Source organism: Streptomyces sp. NPDC015032 (genome assembly GCF_043080425.1).
GTDB lineage: Bacteria > Actinomycetota > Actinomycetes > Streptomycetales > Streptomycetaceae > Streptomyces.
Window position 1 is genome coordinate 207,606 of the sequence record NZ_JBIBVN010000012.1, and the last position, 22,038, is coordinate 229,643.

16 protein-coding genes and 2 pseudogenes are annotated in these 22,038 nt (G+C 71.4%); 9 read left to right on the top strand and 9 right to left on the bottom strand.

Annotation, left to right across the window (positions count from 1 at the left end):
* Positions 1–60: 60 nt before the first annotated feature.
* Positions 61–1,158 carry a threonine synthase gene (locus tag ACF08M_RS19725; protein WP_392186525.1) on the bottom strand — a complete coding sequence of 366 codons (1,098 nt, stop codon included), beginning with the start codon at positions 1,156–1,158 and terminating at the stop codon, positions 61–63.
* A gap of 257 nt (positions 1,159–1,415) precedes the next feature.
* On the opposite strand from ACF08M_RS19725, the gene ACF08M_RS19730 reads away from it, so the two are divergent.
* The 5 genes from ACF08M_RS19730 (at position 1,416) to ACF08M_RS19750 (ending at position 6,634) form a co-directional block, all read left to right on the top strand.
* Complete coding sequence (locus ACF08M_RS19730; RefSeq protein WP_392186526.1) at positions 1,416–2,168, top strand: GntR family transcriptional regulator; 753 nt, start codon at positions 1,416–1,418, stop codon at positions 2,166–2,168.
* A gap of 297 nt (positions 2,169–2,465) precedes the next feature.
* Positions 2,466–2,648, top strand: a complete 183-nt coding sequence (locus ACF08M_RS19735; protein WP_392186527.1) for an SPOR domain-containing protein — start codon at positions 2,466–2,468, stop codon at positions 2,646–2,648.
* Positions 2,649–2,690: 42 nt separating this feature from the next.
* Positions 2,691–3,095: a (deoxy)nucleoside triphosphate pyrophosphohydrolase gene (locus tag ACF08M_RS19740; protein ID WP_392186528.1), complete on the top strand. Its 405-nt coding sequence runs from the start codon at positions 2,691–2,693 to the stop codon at positions 3,093–3,095.
* A gap of 363 nt (positions 3,096–3,458) precedes the next feature.
* Positions 3,459–3,887: an ATP-binding protein gene (locus ACF08M_RS19745; protein ID WP_392186561.1), complete on the top strand. Its 429-nt coding sequence runs from the start codon at positions 3,459–3,461 to the stop codon at positions 3,885–3,887.
* 203 nt (positions 3,888–4,090) lie between these two features.
* The gene (locus ACF08M_RS19750; RefSeq protein ID WP_392186562.1) at positions 4,091–6,634 is read left to right on the top strand and encodes a SpoIIE family protein phosphatase; all 2,544 of its coding nucleotides are present in this window, start codon (positions 4,091–4,093) and stop codon (positions 6,632–6,634) included.
* Between the two features lie 349 nt (positions 6,635–6,983).
* On the opposite strand, the pseudogene ACF08M_RS19755 reads toward ACF08M_RS19750, so the two are convergent.
* The 6 genes and pseudogenes from ACF08M_RS19755 to ACF08M_RS19780 all read right to left on the bottom strand — a co-directional run.
* Positions 6,984–8,234: pseudogene (locus ACF08M_RS19755) on the bottom strand (TPM domain-containing protein); the annotation flags it as partial.
* Between the two features lie 745 nt (positions 8,235–8,979).
* A complete protein-coding gene (locus ACF08M_RS19760; RefSeq protein ID WP_392186529.1) occupies positions 8,980–10,470 on the bottom strand; it encodes a glucoamylase family protein in 1,491 nt (496 codons plus the stop codon).
* Between the two features lie 299 nt (positions 10,471–10,769).
* Entirely contained in the window at positions 10,770–11,972 is a 1,203-nt protein-coding gene (locus ACF08M_RS19765; RefSeq protein ID WP_392186530.1) for a glycoside hydrolase family 1 protein, read from the bottom strand.
* A 114-nt stretch (positions 11,973–12,086) separates the two neighbouring features.
* Entirely contained in the window at positions 12,087–12,995 is a 909-nt protein-coding gene (locus ACF08M_RS19770) for a carbohydrate ABC transporter permease (RefSeq protein ID WP_392186531.1), read from the bottom strand.
* The gene (locus ACF08M_RS19775) at positions 12,992–13,981 is read right to left on the bottom strand and encodes a carbohydrate ABC transporter permease (protein ID WP_392186532.1); all 990 of its coding nucleotides are present in this window, start codon (positions 13,979–13,981) and stop codon (positions 12,992–12,994) included. Before ACF08M_RS19775 ends, ACF08M_RS19770 begins: the two co-directional genes overlap by 4 nt.
* 5 nt (positions 13,982–13,986) lie before the next feature.
* Positions 13,987–15,237, bottom strand: a complete 1,251-nt coding sequence (locus ACF08M_RS19780; RefSeq protein WP_392186533.1) for a sugar ABC transporter substrate-binding protein — start codon at positions 15,235–15,237, stop codon at positions 13,987–13,989.
* Positions 15,238–15,499: 262 nt separating this feature from the next.
* Between ACF08M_RS19780 and ACF08M_RS19785 the strand changes: the two genes are divergently transcribed.
* Positions 15,500–16,489 carry an acetylxylan esterase gene (locus ACF08M_RS19785; RefSeq protein ID WP_392186534.1) on the top strand — a complete coding sequence of 330 codons (990 nt, stop codon included), beginning with the start codon at positions 15,500–15,502 and terminating at the stop codon, positions 16,487–16,489.
* A 148-nt stretch (positions 16,490–16,637) separates the two neighbouring features.
* Here ACF08M_RS19785 and ACF08M_RS19790 read toward each other — a convergent pair whose 3' ends face one another.
* The gene (locus tag ACF08M_RS19790) at positions 16,638–17,690 is read right to left on the bottom strand and encodes a LacI family DNA-binding transcriptional regulator (protein WP_392186535.1); all 1,053 of its coding nucleotides are present in this window, start codon (positions 17,688–17,690) and stop codon (positions 16,638–16,640) included.
* A 169-nt stretch (positions 17,691–17,859) separates the two neighbouring features.
* Between ACF08M_RS19790 and ACF08M_RS19795 the strand changes: the two genes are divergently transcribed.
* Positions 17,860–18,327, top strand: coding sequence for a MarR family winged helix-turn-helix transcriptional regulator (locus ACF08M_RS19795; protein ID WP_392186536.1), 468 nt, complete (start codon positions 17,860–17,862; stop codon positions 18,325–18,327).
* Between the two features lie 49 nt (positions 18,328–18,376).
* On the opposite strand, the pseudogene ACF08M_RS19800 reads toward ACF08M_RS19795, so the two are convergent.
* Positions 18,377–18,514: pseudogene (locus tag ACF08M_RS19800) on the bottom strand (succinate dehydrogenase/fumarate reductase iron-sulfur subunit); the annotation flags it as partial.
* A 311-nt stretch (positions 18,515–18,825) separates the two neighbouring features.
* Between ACF08M_RS19800 and ACF08M_RS19805 the strand changes: the two are divergent.
* Together ACF08M_RS19805 and ACF08M_RS19810 are read left to right on the top strand one after the other, a co-directional pair.
* Positions 18,826–21,204, top strand: coding sequence for an ABC transporter family substrate-binding protein (locus ACF08M_RS19805; RefSeq protein WP_392186537.1), 2,379 nt, complete (start codon positions 18,826–18,828; stop codon positions 21,202–21,204).
* A 325-nt stretch (positions 21,205–21,529) separates the two neighbouring features.
* Positions 21,530–22,006 (top strand): hypothetical protein, encoded by a 477-nt coding sequence (locus ACF08M_RS19810; RefSeq protein WP_392186538.1) that lies wholly within the window; start codon positions 21,530–21,532, stop codon positions 22,004–22,006.
* Positions 22,007–22,038: the final 32 nt, after the last annotated feature.

Below are 22,038 nucleotides of genomic sequence, written 5' to 3' on the forward strand. Positions count from 1 at the left end.
AGCGGCGGTGCGCGGCGCGCGGCGCCCGGGTGAACGGCCGACGGACCCACCGGCCGGCCGTCAGCCGGCGAGTCCCGTTTTGAGGCCCGCGCCGCACAGCGGGACGACGACGCTCCGGTCCGTCCAGCCACCGACCGCGGCCCAGCAGGCGACGCCCGTCGTTTCCACATAGAACCCGCGGGCGGCCAGGTCCAGCTGTGCCGTACGGATCTGATCCTCGGTCACCGTGAGGAAGGTGCCGCCCGATTCCCGCACGGCGGCCAGAATGGCCCGGCCGCGCGGCGGGCGGGGGATGGCGATGCCCTCGGCGAGCGTGGGGGCGGCCGTGCCGGCCGGGGCGTCGAGCAGTTCATCGGCGTCCGCGTGGAAGGCGGCGGCCAGCGGTGACACGGCCTCGGCCTGTACGGCGATCAGCGCCGGGCGCCGGTCGATCAGTCCCTGGGAGTGGAGTTCGGCGGTGGCCAGGGCGGCGCCGAGAAGAAGGGTGCCGTTGCCGACCGGCACGGCGATGGCGTCCGGGAGACGGCCGCCGAGGTCCTCCCACAGCTCGTACACGTAGGTCTTCGTGCCGTGCAGGAAGTAGGGGTTGAAGACATGCGAGGCGTAGAAGGTGCCGGGGGTGCCGGCGGCGGTACGGGCGGCCAGGGCGGTGGCCTCGCGGTCGCCGGGGACGATCTCCAGGCGGGCGCCGTGGGCCCGGATCTGCTCGGTCTTCTTCGGTGACGTGCCCTCGGGGACGTAGACCGTGCAGGGGAGCGAGGCCCGGGCGCAGTACGCGGCGACGGCCGTGCCCGCGTTGCCGCTGCTGTCCGCGATGACGCGCTCCGGCGAGAGACGGCGGGCCAGTTCGGCGAGCATCACGGCGCCCCGGTCCTTGAAGGAGAGCGTCGGCATCAGGAAGTCGAGCTTGGCCGACACCGTGCCGGTGAGCGGGACGAGCGGGGTGCGGCCCTCGCCGAGCGTGGTCGTGGGCGCGGCGAGCGGCAGCGCCTCTTCGTAACGCCACAGTGAATTGACCCGGCCGGCCAGGGCATCGAGCGAGAGCGGCCCGGTGACCTCGAAGTCGAGGTCCCAGGGGCCGCGGCAGACCGGGCAGCACCAGGTGAGGGCGGTGGTGGGGGCACGGGCGCCGTCCCGCGGGCAGAGATACATGACCATGCCCGACAGCATGTCAGGCAGGTGGCCGCGGCCACGGCGCGCAGGTGACGGGCCCCGTGACGGGCGCCGTCGCCGGTTCGGCGTACGGGGGCGGGAGGGCCCGCGGACGAGGGGTGCGGCCCCCGCGCCGGCCGGCCGGGGGGCCATGCGGAGGTGAGGGCGAATCATCACATCGGGTGAAACTGTGGCCTGGGCTTGCGGATATCAACCGACGGTTGTCAGTCTGTTGCAGACTGTCAACCTGTTGGGAGTGGCCTGTGACTTTCGGTGAGCAGCCCGCATATCTGCGTGTTGCAAGCGATCTGAGAGAGAAGATCGTCAACGGCTCGCTGCCGCCGCGTACGCGCCTGCCCTCGCAGGCGCGCATCCGCGAGGTGTACGGAGTCTCGGACACCGTCGCGCTGGAGGCGCGCAAGGTGCTGATGGCCGAGGGGCTGGTCGAGGGGCGTTCCGGGTCCGGTACGTATGTGCGCGAGCGCCCGGTCCCGCGCCGGATCGCTCGCTCCGGCTACCGGTCCGGCGCCGGGGCGAGTTTGTTCCGTCAGGAGCAGACGGCGGAGGGGGTGCGCGGGACATGGGAGTCCCGCAGCGAGCAGGAGGATGCGAGCGGCGAGATCGCCGAGCGCCTCGGTATCGAACCGGGTGACCGGGTGATGTGTACGAGATACACCTTCCGGGAGGCGGGGGAGTCGACGATGCTCTCGACTTCCTGGGAGCCGCTCGCCGTGACGGGGCGTACGCCCGTGATGCTGCCGGAGGAGGGGCCGCTGGGCGGCTGCGGAGTGGTCGAGCGGATGGCCGCGATCGACGTCGTCGTGGACAACGTGGCCGAGCAGGTCGGTGCGCGCCCGGGGCTGGCGGAGGAGCTCCTGGCGCTCGGCGGCGTTCCGGGGCACGTGGTGATGGTGATCGAGCGGACGTATTACGCGTCGGGTCGCCCGGTCGAGACGGCGGACGTGGTGGTGCCCGCCGATCGCTTCCGGATCGCCTACCACCTTCCGGTCCGGTGACCGGTACGCGAGGGGCGCTGCCCGGTGCCGGTGACGGCAGGCCGATGCCCTGCCGGGTGCCATGACGGACGGGTGATCGCCGACTGTCATGGCTTGTCATGTCCCGCTCCTGAGGGGGCGCATCCGGCCGGGTGCGCCCCCTCTTCTTTGGCCGGATCGGTATCTCTTTGTGTAATTACTTATCCGTTGAGTAAAGGTCAGGCGTAGGGTCTGGCATATGCGTACTACGGTTTCCTGGGGATCCTTAGAGACGTACATGCCGTTCGAGGGAGGGGCGCAATGCTCGGGAGGGGCGCGATGACCGACAGTGGTGCCGAGCTCCCGTGGCTGGTGATCAGAGAGGACGGCAACGGCAATCGCTACCGCGTCGGCAGGTATGCCACGCGGAGCGAGGCCCAGAAGATCGCCGACAAGCTCGATACCCATGGCCGTGAGCGGCTCTACTGGGTGGAGCGCAGCGGGCAGCGCACCCGGCCCTGAGGGCGGCCGCGGGGGTGGCGCGGGGGAGTTACGCTCCGCCCCATGGATGATCGCGTGGTGGTGGCCGGAGCCGTCTACGACCGGGGCCGCCTGCTGGCCGCCCGCCGCAGCTCCCCGCCCGAGCTGGCCGGCCGGTGGGAGCTGCCGGGCGGGAAGCTGGAGCCGGGGGAGAGCGGCGAGCAGGCGCTCGTACGGGAACTCCGCGAGGAACTCGGTGTGGAGACGGAGCCGCTGGAGCGCATCCCGGGTGAGTGGCCGCTGAAACCCGGGTACGTGCTCCGGGTGTGGACGGCCCGTCTGGTGTCCGGGGTGCCCGCACCGCTCCAGGACCATGACGAGCTGCGCTGGATCGGGCCCGGCGAGAGCGACACGGTCGACTGGCTGGATCAGGACCTGCCCGCGGTCGCGGAGGCGATGCGTCGTCTGCCGGACGGCGTGCCTCGCTGAGGCGGTGCGGGCCGGTCGGGCGGTACGCCCCGCCCGGCGGGGTCCGCCGAGGTCTGCTGGCCTGTCGCGTGCCTGCCGACGGGTTTTTGCTGGTTGCCGGGCCGCGTCTCGCGTCGGCCGGAGTCTGCTGGTCCGTGTCTCCGCCGACGGTGCGCCCCTCGGGCGCCGAGCGCTGCCGGTGTGGATTCCTGCGGCGCGCACCCACAGCCTTGTGCGCCCCTCTTTCTGTGTACACCTGTTCGTGCGCGCGGTCATACACCCGTACGCCCCACGTGTCGATCGTGGCGGTAGTTCGCCCTGAATATCGGGTATGTGCTGGTTAACCCCGTAAAACAGGACGTCCTCCGTTGCTGGTCTTGGGAAGTGGTCGGCGTGATCGACAGCGAAGGCGACTGCGCCGAGTGGACCTTTCCGGCTGTTCCCGGCGCGGTGCGCTCCGCGCGGCACGCCGTCCATGAGGCGCTGCGTGGCTGGGGGCTCGACGATGCCGTGGGGGAGGTGGCGGTTCTGCTGGTCAGCGAACTGGTCACCAATTCCATGCAGTACACCTCGGGCCCCATCGGGGTACGGTTGCAGCGCCCTCATCCCAATGGTGACGGCCCCGCCGCGCACCCCGGGCTGCTCGTGGAAGTTTCCGATCCGCTTCCGGATCCGCCCACCGAACGCAAGGCGGGACCCGACGACGAGGGCGGCAGAGGGCTGCAGTTGGTGGCCCGTTCCGCGCGCCGCTGGGGGACAAGACGTGGAAAGACCGGCAAGGCGGTGTGGTTCGAGCTGGCTTTGCCTGGTTAGGAGTGGGGTGGGAAGCACAGCGATCACCGAGGTCGGGCCGTGGGCCGGACGGACCTGGCCGAAAGGGACTGAGACCGTGCTGTGATCGTGAACGCCGTGTCGGTCGGGGCCGTAGTGCTGAATACTGCGGGCAGGACCGGTCCGGTGTGTGAGCTGGAGGGGACGGTCGCGTGAGCGAAATACCTGGGACAGCGGGCGGCGTCGTGTGGCAGAGCAGCCCGCCTGGCTCGATCTACGACTACATCAGGGTCGCCTCCTTCTCGATCGGCCCCGATGGCCTGATCGAGCAGTGGAGCCGCCGGGCCGCCGGCCTCTTCGGCATTGCCGCGGACAAAGCGGTGGGTCTGGATCCGGTCGAGGCCTTCATGCCCGCCGAACTGCGCACGAACGGCCGGCGCCGGATCGGCGAGATCCTCGACGGCAAGGAATGGACGGGCCTCGTCCCCTTCCGGATACCGGGCGATGACCCGGTGCACGGGCTCGCCGAGATCTATGTGATGCCGAGTGAGTCGGAGACCGGGGAACGGGCTGCGCTCTGCATCGTCGTGGACGTCCGCGCGCTGCGCCACATCGAGACGGACCTCGCCGCATCACAGGCGATATTCGGCCAATCTCCTTTCGGTTTCGTGCTGTTCGGCACGGACCTCACGGTCATCCGCGCCAACCAGCGCTTCGCCACCGTCTTCGGCGGCCGGGCCGCCGACCACCGCGGGCGCACGGTCGACGACTATCTCTCCCGCCCCGAGGCGGACCGGCTCACCGCCACCCTGGAACGCGTCCTGGAGACCGGCGCGTCCGCCACCGACCTCCAGCTCGTCGGCACCGCGCCGGGTGACACCGAGAGCCGCCACTGGTCGATGAACCTGTACCGCGTGCACAGCCGGTCGGGCCGCCCCATCGGCATCGCCGGACTGGCCACTGACGTGACCCGACGGCACATCGCCGCCCGCGAGGCCGCCAGCGCCCGCCGCAATCTCGCGCTGCTCAACGAGGCCAGTGCGCGGATCGGCAACTCCCTCGATCTGGAGACCACCGCCCGCGAACTCCTCGACGTCGCCGTGCCCGGCTTCTGCGACCTCGCCTCCGTCGACCTCTACCAGGGGCTGCTCACCGGGGACGACGCGCCGCCCGGCCGCTGGGACTCGCTCCGTCAGGAGTCCGTCGGCGGCTCCGCCGAACTGCGCCGCGTCGCCCTCGCCAGCGCGGTGTCGGACGCCCTGCCCGCCGCCGACCCCGACGCGGGCACCGGCTCCCCCGCCCTCGGCGCCGTACACCGCTTCTCGTACAACTCGCCCTGTGCCATCGCGCTGCGCACCGGTCATGTCGAGGACGTGCCCGGCGACGACCTGGGCTTCGTCCAGTCCACGCTCGCCGTACCGATGGTCGCCCACGACACGGTGGTCGGCCTCGTCCAGTTCTCCCGCACCAAGGGCAGCGAACCCTTCGGCGAGCGGGACCGCGCACTGGCCACCGAACTCGCCGCCCGGGCCGCGGTCTGCATCGACAACGCCCGCCTCTACCGGCGCGAGCACGAGCGCGCGCTGATCCTCCAGCGCAGCCTGCTGCCGCCCGGCGACCCCGTCGCCGCCGGTCTCGACATCGCCTGTCGCTACCTCCCCGGCAACACGGCCACCGAGGTGGGCGGCGACTGGTTCGACGTGATCGAACTCCCCGGCCACCGCACCGCCCTCGTCGTCGGCGACGTCATGGGCCGCGGACTGCGCGCCGCCGTCGCCATGGGCGAACTGCGCACCGCCGTACGGACCCTGGCCCTGCTGGACCTGGAACCCGCCGAGGTGCTCTCCGCGCTCGACGAGGTCGCCCGCGGGCTCGGCACGCCCGGCGGCACCACCGCCTCCTCCTCCGGCGGCGGCGCCCAGTGGCCCTCGCGGGCCGCCCACAGGTCCCGTGAGGCGGATCTCTCCGAGGTGTACCTGGCGACCTGCGTGTACGCGGTCTACGACCCGGTCACCCGGCGGTGCACCTTCGCCAACGCCGGCCATCTCCCCCCGGCCGCGGTCGAACCCGGCCAACCGGCCATGCTGCTCGATGTCCCGCCCGGGATGCCGCTCGGCGTCGGAGGCGAGCCCTTCGAGGAGGTCGAGGTCGAGCTGAAGGAGGGCGCCCTGCTCGCCCTCTACACGGACGGCCTTGTCGAGTCCCGCGACCATCCGCTCGACGAAGGGCTGGACGCCCTGCGTGGCGCGCTCGTCGAACCGGAACGGCCGCTCGAAGACGTCTGCGACCATGTGCTGACCACCCTCGACACCCGGCACGGCGAGGACGACATCGCCTTGCTCATGGCCCGCATCCGGGGGCTGCCGGTGGACGCCGTCGGGGACTGGCGGCTGCCCCGGGAACCCCGCTCCGTCGGCCGCGCGCGCGAACTGGCCCGTGGTCAGCTGATCGCCTGGGGGCTCGACGAGCTGGTGGACACCACCGAGCTGCTCGTCAGTGAACTGGTCACCAACGCCCTGCGGTACGGGGAGGGCGAGATCCGGCTCAGGCTGCTGCGCGACCGTACGCTCGTCTGCGAGGTGTGGGACGCGGGTTTCGTCCAGCCGCGGCGACGGCGGGCGCGCGACACCGACGAGGGCGGGCGCGGGCTGCAGCTCGTCGGGCTGCTCAGTGCGGCCTGGGGGTCCAGGCGGACCCCGCGGGGCAAGACGGTCTGGTTCGAACTGGCGCTGCCCGACGGGGAGCCGGCCGCCGAGCGCACGGTCGAGCAGCTGCTGAGCATGTTCTGAGCGGGAGGGCTCGGGAGTCCGGGGCCTTTCCTTTGGATCAGGCCGGACCCCGCGAGCCCGGCGTGATCCAAAGGAAAGGCCCTAAGGGCTGTCCCGTAATCCCTGGTGGATCAGCGCGCGGCGTCAGATGCGGTGCATCGCAAGGCGGAGGGACGTCCGCATACTGGATGTATTCGGACGTTCCGACAACGCGGCGAGGTGCCGTAGCTGTCGTCGTGCGCCCGCCAGGGATTACGGGACAGCCCTTAGGCCACGAGGCTGCCTTCAGGGCGGCGAGCCGGGCCTCGGCCTCGGCATTGTCGACCAGGCCGTCCACCTGCTCGAACCGGGCCGGACTTCGGTTCCGTCAGCGGGCCCGCCGATCGCCCTGTTCCTGTTCGCGGGCGCCGGCCGGTGTCGCGCCGAGTGCCGCGGCCGCCTCCTCGACCCTGCGCAATGCGTCGATGGGGTCGTACGGACCGGCCCGCATCTCCTCCCGCACCTCACCGAGCACCGACTCCGCACGGGCGATCCGGCCCCGCAGATCCGCCGCCGACACACCTTCCCCGGCGCCTTCGAGCAGCCCGCCCGCATCGGCCAGGCCGGCGTCCGTCCGGGTGAGGGCGGCAGGCAGTCTGCCCGCCGCCTCCGCGAGTTCGCGGCTCCGCCGGTCCACGGCGTCGACGAGGGTGGTCGCCCGGTCGATCGCGTCTTCACAGGCCCGTACATACACCGCCGCCGCCGCGTTGTTCCCGCTGTCCACGGACTGGCGGGCCCGATGGAGAGCGGACGTGGCGAAGACGAGCCGGTCCCTGGCCTGTTCGACGGCGTCGCCGGCCGACGCGGAGGCGGACTCCGCGTACCGGTCGCGCATCGTGCTCAGAGTGGCCCCGGCGGTGGTGACGCGGCCGGCCAGGGCGCGGAACGCGGTCTCGGCCACGGCCAGGGCCTGCGGAGCGTTGCGTTCCAGGGCGCGCAGCCGGCCGAAGTCCTCGGACACGGCGTCGAGGCGGGTGCCGGCGTCCGTGCACCGGCTGATGACCTCGTCCAGTATCCGGCGCCGCGTCGCGTCGTCCTCGGGAGAGGCGTCGTCCAGCTGCCGGTGCAACCGGAACGCGGCCGTCAGCTCGCCCTTGGCCCAGGCGACGGCCTCGGCGAACGGGGCCGCGGCCTCCTCCCCGAACCGGGCGGCGGCACAACCCAGTTCCTCCTCACTGGTGCGGACCGCGTCGTCGGTGTCCACCAGCGTCTCCTTCGCCCGGGCATCGAGCTCCGGCAACGGGACCGGCGGCCGGCGCGGCCCGTCCGGTCCGGCGGAGCCCGGGCCCCAGCCGGTCGCACCGGGCGTGGTGCGGGTCGTGGCCCGCCTCCTGCGCCGGGTGTGCGTGCAACCGGCGGCCACGGCGGCCACGCCCAGGACGACCACCGGCAGGATCAGGTCGCCGGTACTCGTCCCGCCGGAACTCCCGGTTCCCGGGCCGGGGGCCCCGGGGGCGAGGGCAGGAGCGGGCACGGCCCCGCCCGCCGGCGCGGCGGGGAGGACCAGCCAGCACACCGCCCACAGCATGGTGAGCAGGGCCCGGCCCGGTATCGGAATCCGGGTACGGCTCACGAGCGGCATCACCTTTGTGAGGCTATGTCCGCCCCGAGTCAGCCGCGACCCCGCGACCCCGCGACCCCGCGACCCGGCGACCCCGCGACCCGGCGACCGGGCGCGGGAACCGGGGGGCGCGAACCGGGGCGCCGTTCATACGGCGACAGCACACCACGGCACTCAGGGGGGTGCGGACACGTGCGGACACGTGCGGACACGGATGAGGCGCATGACCCGGGCGGTACGGAACGGGGCGGCTTTGCTCCGCTCCCTGTTCCGCCGGGGCGTGCTGTGGCGGACCTGGCCGCGGCGGATCGCGCTGGGCCTCGTCCTGGTGACCGTGGTTCCCGTGGTCACCGCCGGGGCGGCCCTGCGGCTCGCCTACGCGGGTGACCCCGGCGACGGCACCCGCACCCGGGGGCGCGATGCCATCCGGCTCGGCCATGCCTGGGGCGACGGCCGCAAGGACTATGCCGGCCTCGCCGCGTTCGCCACCCGGATCAGGGGGGCGGGGATCAAGGACCTGTACGTCCACGCGGGGCCGCGTCCCGTGGAGCGATCGTCCACGAGAACGGCCTCGGACACCACGAGTCGGCGGAGACGGTCGCGGCCGCGGTCCGGGGCACCCGACAGGCTCTGGGGCGTACGGACCGCGGCCGGGACCGGTTCGGCGTCGCGCTCCACGTCGACTTCGCGGCGAGGGAGGGCGACTGGGCGGCGTACCGGAAGGACTGGAACCGACCTGTTCCCGGGCACGCCGCCACAGGACGGATCAGAGGGAGAACCGCTCCTTGGCGAGCAGCGGACGCACCCTCGATTGGAACCCGCCGGTCCGGAACGGCCGCTGCAACAGGCCGGGGCGGATCGCCTGGGCCAGTGCCGCGGTGATCATGCCCTGGTCGAGGGCGAGCAGATAGTCGCTGACCCGCCCGGTGCCGATGTTGACGGAGTCCCGGAACCCGTATCCGTCGTGGTAGGCACCGAAGTCGCGGTCGAGCGCCCGCAGGTTCGCGATCGCCTCGTCCGGCGCGTAGGGCAGGGCGAGGAAGGACGCGTGCGGGGTGACCACACCATTGGTGAAAGCGGAGGCGGGCGGCAGCGGCGCACCGTCCGTGGTGTACGTACGGTCGGTGTTGGAGGCGTATCCGTCGACCTGCATGCCGATCGCGTCGACGCCGTACTCCTGGTACCCGCCCTCGGGAATGTTGGCGGGGGAGAAGCCCCAGTACCCGTACTCCGCCTCCTCCATGCCGTGCTCGATCTGGCTGCGGACGTAGCGCCGGTGCGTGAGGCCCCAGGACCGCGGCGACCACTCCGGCTCCGGCACGAACAGCGGCACCATCAGGGCCTCGAACATCGAGCCGCCCCAGCTGGGAACGATCTTCCGGCCGCGGTGGGTGTAGTGCCCCTGCCAGACCCGTACACCGTCCATGGTGACGTAACCGCCGCCGGGGTGCTGCTCCTGCTCGTGCTCGGGAAGCATCGTGCGCAGCAGGTGCCAGTAGTGGTCGGAGGGCAGCGAGCCGTCCGCGATGCCGAGATAACTGGCCATGCGCGGCTCGGTGTTGAGCGCCCCGTAGTGGTGCCCGGTGGGCTCCTCCGTGTCGGGCCAGAAGCCGCCGCGCAGCTGTCCGGGGCCGGCGACGGGGTCGGCCGGGTCGTACGGCGTGTAGTAGTAGGACCAGTCGGCGGTGGCCAGGATGCGGGCGACGCGGGGGCGCAGGGCCGGTGCGGCGTCGGCGGCGATGCGCAGACCGGTGGTCAGCCAGGCGTTGTCGACGGAGGAGAGGAACGGGCGCACCGGGTCGCCGGTGCCGGGCCACCGGGTCAGGACGGAACCGTCGTGCGCGTCGTACCAGTTGAGCCAGAAGCCGTGATGGCGTTCCAGCTTCTCGACGGCCCGGACGGTGTGCTCCAGCCTGCGCCGCATGGTGGCGTCACTGATCACACCGAGCCCGGCCGCGGCGACGGTCGACCAGAGACCGCAGCCGATGTTGGTGGGGGATGTCTGGCGCGACTGGACGGGGGCGCCGGAGCCGCTGACGTCGATCTTGTCGACGGCGAGACCGAAGTCGGTCGTCATCGCCTCGATCGAGCGGTAGGTGTCGCGGAACCAGCGCAGGAGCAGTGGTGTGTCCGGGCCGGGCGCGGGATGTGCGGGCCGGGCGGGCTGTGCGGCACCTGCTGAAGGCACGGATACGGCTCCGAGGGACAGGGCGGCAGCCCCTGTTCCCGCAGCGGTGAGAAATGTGCGACGGTCCATCAGAACCCCTCGAAGAAGAGCCACCGACTGTGGGCGGTGGGCGGATTTCGTTCGTCGGTCGTGTTCGTCGGTCGTGTTCGTCGGTCGTGAAAGAGGGCGCGGGGCGCCGAAACGCGCCACGGCACCCGAGCGGGCGCCGTGGCGCGGCAAAGCACCCGCGTGGGCGCCGCACCTGGGCGGGGCTGGACGTGGGCGGCGTCCACGCGGGCGGAGCGGTACGGGAACCGGCGTCCGTCAGGTGTCGCCGGTTCCCGTACGGGCGGGAGCGGTCAGGCCGCTCCCGGTCGGGGGAGCCGAGGTCAGTCGGCGATGCGCGGCAGCGCGCGCGTGCGGCCCATCTCGCCCAGCCAGACGGCGGACGGCTTGGGCAGGCGCTCGAAGGTCTCCGGGTCCCAGCCGATCAGACCGAAGGTCGGCTTGTAGGAGCCCCACTCGTAGTTGTCGAGTGCGCTCCAGGCCAGGTAGCCCTGGACGTTCAGGCCGTCCTGGATCGCGGAGGCGACCTCGTTCAGCGCACCGGTGTAGTAGTCGACGCGGCGGCTGTCGACATCGGTCGCGATGCCGTTCTCGGTCACGATCAGCGGGATGTTGTTGCCCAGGACCTCGGCGGTGTGGCGCAGCGCGTAGCCGACCGCACAGGGGTAGTACTCCCACTGCGTGAGGGTGCGCTCGACGCCCTCGGCCGTGGGGATCGGGCCGTCGGGGCCGATCTTGGTCCGGGTGTAGGACTGCACGCCGATCCAGTCGTCGCCGCGGGCGGCCTCGATGAAGACGTCCTCGCGGGGGTGACGGTAGGCCGCGGTGACCTCCTCGGCGCCGGGCAGGGCCTGGTAGACCTGGTTGGCGATGGTCCAGCCGACCTGGATGTCGGCGTTGATCGCCCTGACCTCCTCGACGGCCGCGTGGTGCGCGGCGATGACGGCCTGGGTCGTCTCGTCGTCGGGGGTCGGCAGACCGGCGGGCGGGAAGCTGTTGTCGCCCCGCTTGGCCTGGCCGGCCATCACGGCGATCATGTTCGGCTCATTGATCGTGCAGACGTGGCCGACGCCCTCGGCGATCACCGGTGCGCAGGCCGCGACGTAGCGGGCGAAGAGCTCGGTCGCGCCGTCGGCGGTCCAGCCGCCGCGCGCCTCGAACCACTGCGGCACGGTGAAGTGGTGCAGCGTGATCATGGGGCGCAGACCGCGCTCGATGGCGCCCTCGACCATGCGGCGGTAGTGGGCGAGCTCGGCGCGGGAGAAGCGGCCCTCGGCCGGCTCGATGCGCGCCCATTCGATGGAGAACCGGTAGTCGGTGAAGCCGAGACCGGCCAGCGTGTCCATGTCCTCGTGCCAGCGGTGGTAGCTGTCGCAGGCGTCCAGGCTGGGCTCCTGGATGTGGGTGCCCGCGGCGTGCTCCTTGACCCACCAGTCGCTGTTGGTGTTGTTGCCCTCGATCTGATGGGCGGCCGTGGAGGCGCCCCACAGGAAGCCTTCGGGGAACGGGACCTGGGTGTGAGTCATCGCAAACTGTCCTTCTGGTGCGTGAAAGGGGTGTGGCCGGTGGGGTGTGGGGTACGGCCTCGTACGTTTCGGTGGGCGGCCGGGACGACCCGGCCCGCCCGGGGCCGGATCGGCCTACTTCATGCCGGCCGTCGCGATGCCCTGGGTGAAGTGCCGCTGGAGCGCGATGAACAGGACCACGACGGGCAGGACGACCAGCAGGGAACCGGCCATCAGCATGCCGTTGGACCCGCCCGCCTTGTTGGGGTCGGTGGCGAAGGTGGCCAGCGCGACCGGCAGGGTGTACTTGTCGGGGTCGTTGGTCGCGATGAGCGGCCAGACGAAGTTGTTCCAGGACCCCAGGAACGTGAAGATCGACAGCGTCGCCAGAGCGGGCTTCACCAGCGGCATCACGATGCGCCAGAAGATGTACCACTCACCGGCGCCGTCCATCCGGGCCGCTTCCAGCAGCTCGTCCGGGATCGACTGCATGAACTGCCGCATCAGGAAGACACCGAAGGCCCCGGCGGCGAACGGCAGCACCAGACCGGCGTACGAGTCGATCAGCTGCAACTTGCTCATCAGCACGAAGAGCGGCAGCAGCATCAGGTTGCCGGGCACCATCAGGGCGCCGAGGACCAGGCCGAAGATCTTGTTGCGGCCGGCGAAGTTCAGCTTGGCCAGGGCGTACCCGAGCATCGAGCAGAACACCAGGTTCGAGACGGTGACCAGCACCGCCACGATCACCGAGTTCATGAAGTACAGCGGCAGATCGAGCTTGTCGAGCAGGTCCCGGAAGTTCTCCAGGGTCCACTCGGTCGGGATCCACACGGGCGGGCTGGCCGTCAGTTCCTGCGGTGTCTTGAAGGCCGAGAGGGCCATCCACAGGAACGGCGCCGACATGATCAGCAGGCCGGCCGACAGCAGGACGTAGACCAGGACGCGCTTCGGGTTGCGGGCCTTCTTCGCCGGCGACGGCTGCGTGTCCCCGGGCTTCTTCGACGGCGCCGTCGAGACGGCGCCCGGTGCACTGGTGGCGCTCATTTCGTGTTGTCCTTCAGCAGTCGGAGCTGCAGCACCGTGATGCCCATGATCACTACGAAGAGGACATACGCCATGGCACTCGCATAGCCCATGTGGAAGAAGTTGAAGCCCTCGCGGTACATGTTCAGCGAGACGGTGAGCGTGGAGTCCGAGGGACCGCCCTGGGTCATCACGAACGGCTCCTCGAAGACATTGAGGTAACCGATGGTGGTGATCACCGTGGCGTAGAGCAGCGTGGGCCGCAGCAGGGGCACCGTGATGCCCCTGAACTCCTGCCAGACACCGGCGCCGTCCAGCCGTGCGGCTTCCCGTACTTCGGTGGGAATGGCCTGCAGACCGGCGATGAAGAGCACCATGACCGTGCCGAGGTTGCGCCAGACCGCCATCGCGATCATCGAGGGCATGGCGAGCGTCTCGGAGCCCAGGAAGTCCGGCGAGGTGAGGCCCACTTCGGAGAAGAGCCCCGCGACGAGCCCGTCGCTCGGGTCGAGCACGAACCGCCAGACCACGGCGACCGCGACGATGGTCGTGACCACCGGGGCGTAGAAGCCGACGCGGAAGAAGGTCCGCGCCCGGTCGATGCCATTGTTCAGCAGAACGGCGACGACCAGCCCGAGGAAGATCGTCAGCGGCACGCCGATCACCACGAAGTACGCCGTGTTGAACAGCGACTTGAGGAACTTGTCGTCGCTGAAGAGGTTGACGTAGTTCTCGAAGCCGATGAAGTTCGCGTCCAGCGGGTGCGTGACGTTGCGCAGCCCGAAGTCGGTGAAGCTCATCACCAGCGTCGCGACGATCGGGAACGCCATGAAGACGAGGAAGAGGACGAGGAAGGGGGTGGAGAACAGCCAGCCGGCCACGTTCTGCACGCCCATCGACTTCCTGCGGCCCCGGCGACCCGCGGGCCCGGCGGCCGGGGACTCGGCGGTCCCCGGCCCGGCCTGCACCTTGGCCGACTCCGCGGCCTTTGAGGTCATGGTGCGCATGACTCCTACTTCACGAGGCCTTCGATTTCGGACTGGGCCGTCTTGAGCGCGTCCTCGGCGGACGCCTTGCCCTGGGTGACCTTGGCGATGGCCTGGTCGACCTTGTCGGTGATCTCGGTCCAGTTGGACAGCGACGGGGAGGACTTGGCGGTGTCCATCTGCTTCTTGAAGACCTGGAGGTCGGCGTCGTCGGCGAGGCCGCCGGAGGTCCAGGCGGAGGTGTTGGCCGGCAGGTCCTTGGTGCGCTTGTACCAGTCGGCCTGGCCCTTGGTGTCCGTCAGGTACTTGATGAACTCGGTGGCCGCCGCCTTGTGCTTGCTGTCCTTGGAGACGACCAGGGAGGAACCGCCGGCCATGGAGACGGAGGACTTGTCGGCGGGCACGTTGGCCACCGCCCACTTGCCCTTGATCTGCGGCTGGCCCTCGTTCAGCAGGGTGACGTGCCAGGGGCCGCCGAAGAACATCGGGACGCGGCCGTTGCCGAAGTCCTTCACCACGTCGTAGCCGGGCTGCACGGACTTGTTGGAGAGCCCCTTGTCGAAGTACGAGCCGTACTCCTTGAGGGCCTTGACGGCCTCCGGGCTGTCGATGACGACCTTGCCCTTGTCGTCGACGATCTCGCCGCCGGCCGAGTACAGGAAGGAGTAGAAGTTCTGCACCGTGTCCAGGCCGCTCGGCTGGATGGACAGGCCCCACTTGGTCCCGGCCTTCTTCTGGTAGGCCGAGGCGAGGTCCTGCATCTCCTTCCAGTCGGTCGGAGCCTTGGTGACGCCCGCCTTCTCGGCCAGGTCGGTGCGGTAGTAGAGGACGCGGGTGTCGACGTACCACGGCACGCCGTACGCCTGACCGTCCACCACGCCCTGCTTCCAGCCGGCCGGGAAGAAGTCCTTCTCGTTGAACGTCTTCGTGTCGACCGGCTCCAGCACACCGAGCTCGGCGAACTCGCCCATGTAACTGCCGCCCATCTGCGCCACGTCCGGCAGGGTGCCGGCGGCGGCCGCGGAGACCAGCTTCTGGTGGGCGACGTCCCAGCCGACCGGGGTCACCTTCACGGTCACGTTCGGGTTGGCCTTGGTGTACTCCTTGGCCACATCCGCGAGCTTCTCGCCCTCGGCCCCCATGGCCCAGACGGTGATCGTCTGCTTCTTGTCCGCGGCGACGTCGTCGCCACCGGAACTGCCGCACGCGGTGATACCGAAGGTGAGCGCGGTCGCGACTGCGATACCGACCGAAACGTTTCTGGCGGTGCGGGGCATGGAGGGCTCCTCCTCGAGCAATCCGAATGTATGCGCTGCCTGTAAGCGCATACATCACTCTGCGACAGGGATTCGGGAATCCGCAAGAGGGTGCTAGGTCACACTCGTGCAACGTGCTGGACATCTGAATGTTCAACTTGGCACGTTAAGCGCCTTGTTTGTGAAATTGGAAATGATGTGACCGATTTCGCGTGATTGATCCGCTACTGCTGGTCCGCACCGGCATGGGCGGGGCGGGATGCCGGGCGATATTGTCGTGATCATGGCTTCGTTCGCACATGACTTCCCCTTCGATCCGGCCTATGGGTGCACGCTCGACGACCTGCTGCGCATACCCGCTCCCGCCGCCCCGGACGACTACGACGCCTTCTGGCGGGCCCGGTACGAGGAGGCCCGCAAGGTCGCCACGGAGCCGGAGCTCGGCCCGCTGGAGGAGGAGCGCGACGGCGTACGGATCCACGGAGTGACCTTCACCTCGGTGGGCGGGGTCCGGCTCGGCGGCTGGGTCGCGCTGCCCGCCGAGGGGGCCGCGGAGTACGGATTCGTCATCGGGCACGGCTACGGCGGGCGGCAGGAGCCCGGCCCGGACGTGCCGCTGCCGTTGCCCCGGTCGGCGGCGATCCTGCCGTGCGTACGCGGCATGGGCGCGCGCGGCCTGTGGGACGGCATCCCGGACGTGTCCAGTGCCCACGTGCTGCACGGCATCGAGTCGCGCGACACCTACGTCATCGGCGACTGCGTGGCTGACCTGTGGTGCGCGGCGTCGGCGCTGCACGAACTGCTGCCGGAGCCGGTGCCCGGGGAGGGCGCGGTGCGGCTCGGATACCTCGGGGAGAGCTTCGGCGGCGGGCTCGGTGCGCTGGCCCTGCCCTGGGACGACCGGTTCGCGGCCGGGCAGCTGACGGTGCCGACCTTCGGCAACCATCCGCTGCGGCTCACCCTGCCGTGCGCGGGGAGCGGGGAGGCGGTGCGCGGGTACCACCGGGAGCACCCGGAGGTCACGGAGGTGCTGCGCTACTTCGACGCCGCCACGGCCGCGACCCGGCTGGAGCTTCCCGTGCTGGTGGCCGCGGCGCTCTTCGACCCCTCGGTGCCGCCGCCGGGGCAGTTCGCCGTGCACAACGCGCTGGCGGGCGAGCACGAGCTCCAGGTGCTGAGTGCGGGGCACTTCGAGCACGAGGGGCTGGCGGCGGAGACGGAGGAGCTGCGGGCAGCCCGTCGGCGGTTCTTCGGGGCGTGGCTCGGGCGCTGAGCCGGGCGGCGCCGCGGACGGGGCGGCCCCGTCCGCCAGCGGTGACCAGGGGCGTCTTGGCCCCGCTCCGGTGCCCAGCGACCGGGTGCCCGGCACCCGCTCGGGCGGCGGGCGGCGGACCGGCCCGGACCGCCTGCCGCCCGCCTCGTCAGCCGCAGCCGCAGCTCGCCCGGCGGACCAGGGACACCGGGAGCATCAGCGATACCGGGTCGCGTCCGCTGTCGCCCAGGCGCTGCACCAGCAACTCGACAGCCTGCTCGCCCAGTTGGCGGATCGGCTGGCGTACGGTCGTCAGCGGCGGCCGTACGATCCGGCTCAGCGGAATCCCGTCGAAGCCGGTCACCGCGATGTCCTCGGGCACCCGCACCCCGCGCCGCTCCAGTGCGCGCAGCGCGCCCACCGCCATCTGGTCGTTGGCGAAGAGCACCCCCTCCGGCCGTTCGCCGGGCCGGTCGAGCAGCGCCTCCGCGGCCCGCGCGCCCTCGGCCTGCGTCATCAGCTCGGCCCGCAGGTCCGGCTCGTCCGGCACCGGCAGTCCGGCGGCGCGGCATGCCTCCTGGAAGCCCTGGAACCGCGCCTCGGCGTCCGGCGAGTCGGCTTCGCCCCCGACGAACGCGAGTCTGCGCAGCCCGTGGTCCTCGATCAGATGGCGGGCCAGTTCCCGCTCCCCGTCGAGGTTCGCGACGACGATGTGGTCGAGATGGTCGATCTCGCGCGGTCCGGCGAGCATCACCACCGGAAGCCGGCGCGATATCACTTCGAGGTCCTCGGTCGGCACGGTCCGCGCCAGCACGGCGAAGCCGTCGACCCGTCCCGCGACCTTCGCGACGCTCTCCCGTCCGCCCTTCAGCGAGGCGGCGATCAGCAGCGCGTAACCGTGCCGGCGTGCCGCCCGCTCCATGCCGCGGATGATCTGGTCGGAGTACAGCATCACCGCGTCGTCGGCGTCGCTGTCGGCCTCCGCGTCGGCCTCTGCATCGGGATCGGCCATGTCGGGGAAGCAGAGGCCGAGTACGCCGGTGGTCCGGCTGGCCAGGCCCCTGGCGTTCCCGCTGGGTACGTAACCGAGCTGGCGGGCGGCTTCGAGGACCCGCTCGCGGGTCTGGGCGCGTACCGAATCGGGGGTGCGGTAGACCCGCGAGACCGTGGCAATGGAGACGCCAGACCGCTCGGCGACGTCGTACACCGTTGGGGCGCTCACTCGACCGACCGTCTCTTCTTCTTCCGTACCGAAGTACCTGCTGTTGCAGGTACCGATCCTCTTTTGAAAGCGCATTCACCCTAGATCGCTGGCTGCTTGACGGGCAAGACCATCCAATAAAAGACAGGTAACCTTGCAAGGTGGCCTGCGCATCTTTTACGGTGAAGCCATGCCGGAACCGACCGAATCCCGATCTGCCGACCCCCGCGTCGAGCCGACTGCCGAGCAATTGGCGACGCAGCTCACCGCCGCGGTCAGCCGATTGCTGCGACGGTTGCGCACCACGTCGTCGGACAGCCCGCTCACGCCGGCCCAGCGCTCGGTGCTCGCCAGACTGGACGGTGAGGGCCCGGCCACCACGGCCGCGCTGGCCCGCGCCGAGTACGTACGTCCGCAGTCCATGCGGCTGACTCTCGGCGCGCTGGAGAGCCAGGGGCTCGTCGAGCGGGCGCCCGATCCGGCCGACGGGCGGAAGTCGGTGATATCGATTACCGGTACCGGGCGCACCACGCTCGCCGCGGGCCGGGCCGCCAAGCACAACTGGCTCGCCGAGGCCATCGCCGCCGAGCTGGACGGGGCCGAACGCCGCACCGTCGCCGAGGCGGCCGAGCTGATCGGCCGACTGGTCGGGAAGTGACCGGCCGCCCCTCCGGCCGCGATCGGGCACCGCTTCGGCATCGGTGCCGCCGACACCGCCTGGCCGATCTCGGCTCGGCGGCGTCGAAGGGGTGCGTGTCCAGCTCGGCGATCCGCATCAGGAAGCGCGGTCCGGCGAACGCCGTCTTGTTCTCCTCGTGGTCGCGCACCGCGTGGCAGGTGTCCTGCCGTCAATTCTTCGCGCAGTGACATGACTTGCTCTCACTTCCGCGGTCGCGGGTGGTCATGTTCATGCGCCTGAGAGTGCCGCGCGCCACACCTCCGTTGCGAAGGGTGCGGGGCCTTCCGGTCTCCCGCGGGCGTTCCGCCGCGCGGGTGAGGTTCGGGGTGCGCTGCGCCGTGTCTGCGCCGCCTCTCGCGCGGGGGCGCCTTCAGTGGATGGACGAAATCGGTGTGATCAACTGCATATGCCACCAGAAACGCACAATCCGGTCCACCCCGGTGTGGGTGGGCCGGGACGGCCTCGGAGGTATCAGCCATGTCCCACGTCGGCGTCCCGCGGGGGACGGCCCGAAAGCGCCGCTCGCTCGCGCTCCTCACGACGGGTGTGCTGACGCTCCCCGTACTGGCCGGCTGCAGCTCCGACGACAGCGGCACGGCCGCCACCGTGGTCCCGCAGGACGTCGCGGCCGCGGCCCGGTCCACGGTGACCATGGGCTCCACGGCCACCTGGGCGATCGACGCGATGCCCACCACCCTCAACGCCTTCCAGGCCGACGCCGACAGCTCCACCACCCGTATCACCGGCGCCCTGCTGCCGACGCTCTTCCCACTGGACGCACAGGGCAGGCCGCAGCTCAACCCGGACTATCTGGAGTCCGCGAAGGTGGTCGAGCGCGAGCCCAGGCAGGTGGTGCTCTACCGGCTCAACCAGCAGGCGGTGTGGAGCGACGGGCGGGAGATCGGGGCGTCCGACTTCGTCGCCCAGTGGCGGGCGCTGAACGGCAAGGACTCGGCGTACTGGACCGCCCGCAACGCCGGCTACGAGCGGATCGAGAAGATCGAGCGCGGCGCGGACGACCTGGAGGTCCGGGTCACCTTCGCCAAGCCGTACGCCGACTGGCGCGCGCTCTTCTCCCCGCTGTACCCGAAGGAGGTGACCGGCACCCCGAGCGCCTTCAACGACGGCGCGCGGACCACCCTCAAGGCCACCGCGGGACCGTTCCGGCTGCGCGGCGTGGACATGAAGACGGGCGAGGTCGCCCTGGACCGCAGTCCGCGCTGGTGGGGCAGCCCGGCCAAGCTCGACACCCTGGTCTTCCGGGCCGTCAAGCCGCAGGACCGCACCCGGGCGCTGACCGAGGGGAAGGCCGACATCGCCGACATCGACGCCGCGACCGCGGACCGCATCGCGCAGGCGGGCCGGAGCGGGGGCGGGAACGGACAGCCGCTCGCCCAGGGCCCCGGTTCCGAGGCCGGCCCGGCCGCCGCGCTGCGCTCCTGGGCCATGGCGCACGGCTCGAACGAGGAGGAGGCGGCGGCCGCGCAGGAGGCCAGGGAGAAGAACCGGGCGGCCGCCGAGGCGTACGCCGCCGAGCAGGGCGGACTGCGCGCGTACGTGGTCCGCAAGTCGCTGGAGCCCGCCTACACCCAGCTCGCGCTGAACGGCGGGTCCGGGCCGCTCGCCGACGACCGGGTGCGCCGGGCGGTCGCCCGGGCCCTGAACCGCCAGGAGCTCGCCGACACCGTACTCAAACCGCTCGGCCTGCCCGCCGTGCCGCCCGGCAGCCATGTGGCCCTGGCCGGGCAGCCGGCGTACAAGGACAGCAGCGGCGCACTCGGCGGGCACGATGCCGACGAGGCGCGGGCGCTGCTGGCCGACGCGGGCTGGACGCGGGAGGGCGCGGTCAAGAAGCCGGACGGCACCAAGGCGGGCAGCGAGGCCGGGAAGAAGGGCACGAAGGACAAGGACACGGTGTCCGGCAAGGGTGACCAGTCCGACGACGGCAAGGACGGCCATTCCGACGACGGCAAGTCCGGTGCCGCAGCCCACCTGCACGGGCGCGAGCCCGCGGCCGACGACGGCCTGTACACCGTGGGCGACGACAACAAGCCCGGCGACGGCAGGGCGTCCGGCAGCACGGCCCGGATCCTCGCCCCCGCCACCGCTGCCGCGTTCCACGGTGCCGCCCTGCTGCGCCAGGCCGGAAGCCTGGCCGGGACCGCGATCTCCGAGGACGCTCCCGCCGGGGCCGTGGCCCAGGACGAGCGGCCCGGGGGCGCCACCGGCGCGTACGCCCCCGCGGGTACCGCGGCCCCCGCCCAGGCCCCCGACGCCCGCCGCGGTCCGCTCGGCAAGGACGGCAAGCCGCTGACCCTGCGCTTCGTCCTGCCGTCCGGTCCCGGCTCGGAGCCGCTGCGTGCCGTCGGGGACAAGATCTCGGCGATGCTCGATTCGATCGGCATCGGCACGTCGGTCACCAAGGTCGCCGACGACAGCTACTTCCAGGACCACATCGCTTCCGGCGACTACGACCTGGCGCTGTACTCCTGGCCCGCCACCGCCTACCCGGCGACCGACGACCGTCCGATCTTCGCCAAGCCGGTACCCGCCACCGACGGCTCGCTGCTGGTCGAGCAGAACTACACCCGCGTCGGTACGGACCACATCGACCAGCTCTTCGACCAGGCGGCCGCGGAGCTCGACGAGGGGGCCGCCCGGGACCTGATGAAGGAGGCGGACGCCCGGATCTGGGCCGCCGCAGGATCGATCCCGCTCTACCAGCGCCCGCAGCTCGTGGCGACGAACAGAAAGCTGGCGAACGTCGGCGCCTTCGGCTTCGGGACACCCCGCTACCAGGACATCGGCTTCAAGAAGCCGCAGGCCGCCGGAGCCCCGGCGAACAAGAAGAAGTAGCAGGTCAGAACAGGGTCAAAAGCTCAGAACTGGCTCAAGTTCCTTGCCCGCCGGAGCCCCGGCGGGCAAGGTCGTGGATGCCCGCCGACCCGGGTGGCCGTTCATCCCCCCACCTCCGATCCCCCCACCCCGGAGCCCCGGCACCGGGTCCCGTCTCGGAGCAGCCGCTTCGGAGCCCCACCTCTGAAGTTGCTCAAGCCCCGTGTCTGCCGTCTCCGCCCGGGGACCGTGGTCATGACCACCGGTGAAATTCACCGGAAGACATGGCCACGGGGGCGGAAACACGAAGCGGACACCGGCGGCTGCGGCCACCGTCGCCATCCTGGTGACGGGCGCGAGCGTCTGTACGTCGGGCGACGGGGCCACCCGCGGGCAGCCACCGGCGGCCGGCGCGACGACGTCCGGGCGGACCGGCGCGGAGCGGGTCCTCGTCCCCGACGCCCGGGCCTGCGAGAACGGCACGTACACCTGGTTCAACACCCGGCGCCTCCCGGTGCCCGACGGCGTCACGGAGCCCCACCGGGTCACCGCCGGGCGCACCGGGTTCACCGAGCCCGTGCGGCGGCTGCGTACGGACATGGCGTCCCCGCGGTCCGACGGCCCGAAGCCGGATCCGGACGCCGTCCTGTTCGTGCTCGCCCGGCACCTCGGCCCGGGATTCGGGTGGCGGGATGCCCGACTGCGACGAGCCGCTGCGCGCGCATGCGCCGGCCGCCGCCCGCGAGGCCGCGCGCCTGTACTGCGGCCGGTAGCACTTGCCCGGGAAGCCGCCACGGCTCCAGCCCCGTACCATGGTGGGTAGCCGTGGCGCGTCCGCCCGGTGGGCGTACGAGG

Excerpts from the sequence above, each read along its gene's own strand:
- ACF08M_RS19725 (WP_392186525.1), bottom strand. The coding sequence starts at position 1,158 with ATGGTCATGTATCTCTGCCCGCGGGACGGCGCCCGTGCCCCCACCACC.
- ACF08M_RS19735 (WP_392186527.1), top strand. The coding sequence starts at position 2,466 with ATGACCGACAGTGGTGCCGAGCTCCCGTGGCTGGTGATCAGAGAGGAC.
- ACF08M_RS19740 (WP_392186528.1), top strand. The coding sequence starts at position 2,691 with ATGGATGATCGCGTGGTGGTGGCCGGAGCCGTCTACGACCGGGGCCGC.
- ACF08M_RS19760 (WP_392186529.1), bottom strand. The coding sequence starts at position 10,470 with ATGGACCGTCGCACATTTCTCACCGCTGCGGGAACAGGGGCTGCCGCC.
- ACF08M_RS19765 (WP_392186530.1), bottom strand. The coding sequence starts at position 11,972 with ATGACTCACACCCAGGTCCCGTTCCCCGAAGGCTTCCTGTGGGGCGCC.
- ACF08M_RS19770 (WP_392186531.1), bottom strand. The coding sequence starts at position 12,995 with ATGAGCGCCACCAGTGCACCGGGCGCCGTCTCGACGGCGCCGTCGAAG.
- ACF08M_RS19775 (WP_392186532.1), bottom strand. The coding sequence starts at position 13,981 with ATGCGCACCATGACCTCAAAGGCCGCGGAGTCGGCCAAGGTGCAGGCC.
- ACF08M_RS19780 (WP_392186533.1), bottom strand. The coding sequence starts at position 15,237 with ATGCCCCGCACCGCCAGAAACGTTTCGGTCGGTATCGCAGTCGCGACC.
- ACF08M_RS19785 (WP_392186534.1), top strand. The coding sequence starts at position 15,500 with ATGGCTTCGTTCGCACATGACTTCCCCTTCGATCCGGCCTATGGGTGC.
- ACF08M_RS19795 (WP_392186536.1), top strand. The coding sequence starts at position 17,860 with ATGCCGGAACCGACCGAATCCCGATCTGCCGACCCCCGCGTCGAGCCG.
- ACF08M_RS19805 (WP_392186537.1), top strand. The coding sequence starts at position 18,826 with ATGTCCCACGTCGGCGTCCCGCGGGGGACGGCCCGAAAGCGCCGCTCG.